Here is a 4,123-nt window from a genome sequence, read left to right on the forward strand (position 1 = left end):
GAAAAAAGTCGGGGTGTTCTTGAAGAAATGCTGGTCTATTATGTCTCTCAAAGACCTGTTTTGGACAAGCTTCTCGAGGAACTCCTCGACCGGCATCTGGAATTTCCCTATTCTTCGGAGGGTAAAAAGAAACTTGAATAACCAGGGCAGGTACACTTTGACAAAATACGACTTGTGATTCTTGAAGTCCATGAAGAGGGGATTATCGACTCCGTAAAGAATCTCCATGTCCTTCATAATCCTCTTTATGAATGAAACGACACCCTCAATTTCATCCTCGCTTCCGGGATATATCCTTCTAAGGAGATCTGAATACTCCTTCAAGCTTTCCTTGGAGTTCACACGAATAATGCTGTCTTCAACACCCACAGATACTGGACTCTTGACTCTTTCGATCTCAATTCCAAGCTCCCTTAGCATGGGAAGAATGATCCCCGCACTCTCGAGCGCCCTCACACCTCCGTCAAAGAGGAAGCCGTCCCTCCAGAAGGAGTTGATCAAGCCGCCGCACTTCTCGTTTTTCTCCAGCAAGAGGACTCTAGCGCCGTGTTTTGCAATATAAGCAGCACTTGTCATTCCTGCAATTCCACCGCCAACTATTATCGCGTCATAGGTCTCCATCATCTAGGTCCCCCATTCGCAGGCTCTCCTGCCAGAGTTCTTTAGCTGTTTCCATGTCAAGTGCGGGAGGGGCCGGAATCTCTTCAGTGGTTAGATTGAAGAATCTTCCCCCGATACCCTGGAGATCGCCGGATACACCGAGATAGTAGAGGGCTTCTGCCGAGATTTCAGGTGATCGGGAGAATCTGTCAACAACATTTTTCTTATACCATTTGTAGAAGGCCCCATTTTCCCTTCCCGTGCCAGTCTTGACTGCACCGGGGTGCATAGCGTTGATTGTGACTCCGCTTCCTTCGAAGTATTGATCGAAAATAAGCATACTCAGAAGCTGGGAAGTTTTTGCTGAACCGTAAGCTTTAAGGCCGCTGTAACGTCTCTTCTGCCAGTTAAGGTCCTGCGTCTCTATTCCCCAGACGGCAAAACGATGACCTTCCGAGCTCACCATCAGAATGCGCCCCTTTCCCTGAGCTTTCATCTTCTCTCTTATCAGGTAGTTGATGACGAACGAAGAGAGATAATTGACTACGAAAGTCGTTTCGAAGCCTTCCTCTGTAAGTTCTTTGCGCTTCAGAAAGACTCCCGCGTTGTGTATCAGGACATCTATCGTGTCTCTCATCGCGGAGAGCTCTTTGCCGACTCTCAGGCTATCGTCTAGACTGCTGAAGTCGGCTATCATATGTGAACACTGAACGCCGAAGTCGCGTTTGAGTTCGACGCAAAGCCTTTCCGATTTCTCCCTGTTTCTGTTTATTGAAAGGATATTCGCCCCATGGCTGGCATACTTCCTGCATGTATAGTATCCAATACCCGATGTGCCTCCGGTAATGACCATTAGGCGACCCTCGAAATCATCACTGCAAATCTTTGGATCAGACTTGTTGTTCTTCATCATCGCGCGGATGTTTGACCATTTGTATTGCTTCCAGTATTTGCGGATGGGGTTCCTGCCTCTCTCCATATGCAGCACCTACCCGAAGTGTTTTCTCATGAAACGCCTGTAAGGCTTTCTGAACGAGGGTATGTTGTCGAAGATATCACCCCAAAGGTCATAGTAATCTCGCTGCTCGAATATCTTTCCCTCTTCGCTAATAGATAGACGGCTCGCACCGTAAATCACGGAAGTCCTCGTCTTCTTGAAAAGTATAGTCATTTCCCATTCGACAAAGACCACGTTGTCTTCCTTAATGACTCTAAGAACAGCCATCTTAAGCTCTTTAGATCTCTCGGCAAGCCTTTCCGTCATCTTCTTGAATTCTTCGATCCCCCGGATTTCCTGAATCGTGTCTTTAAAGAGAATGTTGTCGTCGTAGTAAGGAAGAATGTGAGACCAGTCAGGTTTCCCTTCTGTGTTGTAAGTCTTCGACCACAGTTCTCGAATTTGATCGGCACTCTCTATACAAAAAGCTTCCATAATCACAACTCCCAAAACAGTAAGTAGAAAAAACTTCCATAGTTCTGCGTTTTCTCAATCGAATCGTCCAACATAGAGAACGTCATAAGCAAATCGTATCACGGCGACTCTTACTAAGCAATATTTGGAAGATAACAAAATAGCAATCTTTGACTCTGCCCGACAATCTGTGAACGATAGACTTGACTGAGCAAAGGTCGAGAAATAATGCCGATGAAAATCCTCTCTCTAGCGCAAACTTGAGAAGCCCAGAGCGGCATGATATGAACTTCGAACAAGAGAGCCCGATGCGACGAAGGAAAATCCTCTCTCTAAAGCGAAGATCCTGTAACCTTCAAACTGTTCCGGGGTAATATACTCAGCTACTGGAAAGTGTTTATGAGATGGCTGAAGATACTGACCAATAGTCAACATGCTGCAGCCCGCAGCATATAAATCCTCAATAACTGACTTTACCTCGTCTTCGTCCTCGCCCAGGCCCACCATTATTCCAGACTTGGTAATTATCGAAGAGTCGATTTCCTTCACTCTCCGCAAGAGATCGATGGAACGCTCGTAAATAGCACCGGGTCTTACAGAAACGTACAGGGAAGGTACGGTCTCAACATTGTGATTCAGCACGTCCGGGTGCTCTCTGACGATTTTTTCCAGTGCCTTCCAGTTACCATTCAGATCAGGGATCAGCAGCTCGATTGTCGTATCTGGACAGTTCTTTCTCAATTCATGGACGACGTCTACGAACTGAGAAGCGCCACCATCATCCAGATCGTCCCTGGTAACCGAGGTGATTACAGCGTGTCTCAGTTGAAGAATATGAACGGCGTTAGAAATGTTCTCCGGCTCCTTTGGATCTGGAGAGCCCGGTATTCCCTTTGAGACTGCGCAGAATCGACAGTTTCTTGTACAGATATCTCCAAGTATCATGAATGTGGCGGTTCTAGATGCAAAACACTCACCTATATTTGGGCATTTCGCCTCTTCGCATACCGTATGAAGACGCAAACTTCGCAACATGACCTTTATTTCGCTCAGCTTACTCCGGTCGGCATTGAGCTTTTTCTTAAGCCAGTCGGGCTTCTCTTTCACTTTGATCACTCTCCAGCCACTCTCTAGAGACTTCTATCAGCTTGCTTTCAAACACAACAGAAAATCTCTCTCTTACTCTCTCTATGATCTCATTGAAGTCAACGCTGTCTACAAAATCGTCCATCGAGGCAATCGAATAATCTTTTATGCCGCAGGGATTTATTAGTCTGAAGTGTTCCTTATTCACCCGTACGTTAAGGGCAAACCCGTGCATTGTGAACCATCTCTTTACGGCTATACCGACGGCGGCAATTTTTCTTTCTTCTACCCAAACTCCCCTGTATTCCGGTTTTCTACCGGCCTTGATTCCGTAATCCTCCAGAACCTCAATCACTACTTCCTCAAGAGAACCGACATACCAGGGAAGGTTCTTCTTCCATTTTCCAAGATTCAGAATGGGGTATACAACTACCTGTCCCGGACCATGATAAGTTATGTTTCCTCCCCTGCCAGTTTCTCGGAGCGTTACCCCTAGGCGCTTGAGCTCATTTTCGTCAACGAGAAGATTCTCTCTTCCTCCCGACCTGCCCATAGTCAGCACCGGTTCGTGTTCAAGGAGAATCAGTATGCAGTCCGCTTTTCCTGTCACCACTTTTTCAAGCGCTCTGTGCTGAATACTCAGCCCGTCAGTGTAGTTTATGAGTCCATCGAGTCTTATTGAGAAGCAATTTCGATTTTCCAAGCTCATTCGGATCCCACTTGATGTATAGAGTCAGTAAATAGTGAAGGGAGTATCTCAACCGATTCGGCATATTTCATGACTTCTTCTCGACTTAGGGGAGCGGGGCGGGTTTCTCCAGCGACCCACAGCTCTACCTGATCGAAGAAATGAGGACTTCTCGGGTCTTCGGATATCCCGGGCGGCAGAAATGCCCGAGAGTTGTCGATGTTCGAAAGGTCCACTACCTGCGTATAAGAGTTTCCCAGTTGTGACCAGATGGTATTTGCTGAGGTTGTCGTGAGAGACGGCATGATTCTATTTGCATCCGGGAATATTGAGGGAAA

Annotated in this window: 6 protein-coding genes; all 6 read right to left on the minus strand. The window is 46.7% G+C overall.

Annotated features, from left to right (window positions below; translation table 11 throughout):
- Positions 1 to 624 (minus strand): FAD-dependent oxidoreductase (locus ENN47_13640; protein HDP79189.1); only part of this gene is annotated, 624 nt, incomplete at its 3' end.
- Positions 608 to 1,579 carry an SDR family NAD(P)-dependent oxidoreductase gene (locus tag ENN47_13645; protein ID HDP79190.1) on the minus strand — a complete coding sequence of 324 codons (972 nt, stop codon included), beginning with the start codon at positions 1,577 to 1,579 and terminating at the stop codon, positions 608 to 610. The genes ENN47_13640 and ENN47_13645, both read right to left, overlap by 17 nt.
- 9 nt (positions 1,580 to 1,588) lie before the next feature.
- A complete protein-coding gene (locus ENN47_13650; protein ID HDP79191.1) occupies positions 1,589 to 2,032 on the minus strand; it encodes a nuclear transport factor 2 family protein in 444 nt (147 codons plus the stop codon).
- Positions 2,033 to 2,260: 228 nt separating this feature from the next.
- Positions 2,261 to 3,118 (minus strand): lipoyl synthase, encoded by an 858-nt coding sequence (lipA, locus tag ENN47_13655; GenBank protein ID HDP79192.1) that lies wholly within the window; start codon positions 3,116 to 3,118, stop codon positions 2,261 to 2,263.
- Positions 3,093 to 3,806, minus strand: coding sequence for a lipoyl(octanoyl) transferase (gene lipB / locus ENN47_13660; protein ID HDP79193.1), 714 nt, complete (start codon positions 3,804 to 3,806; stop codon positions 3,093 to 3,095). Before lipB ends, lipA begins: the two co-directional genes overlap by 26 nt.
- Positions 3,803 to 4,123 (minus strand): hypothetical protein (locus ENN47_13665; GenBank protein HDP79194.1); only part of this gene is annotated, 321 nt, incomplete at its 5' end. The genes ENN47_13665 and lipB, both read right to left, overlap by 4 nt.

The sequence above is a fragment of the Mesotoga infera genome (assembly GCA_011045915.1).
GTDB lineage: Bacteria > Thermotogota > Thermotogae > Petrotogales > Kosmotogaceae > Mesotoga > Mesotoga infera_D.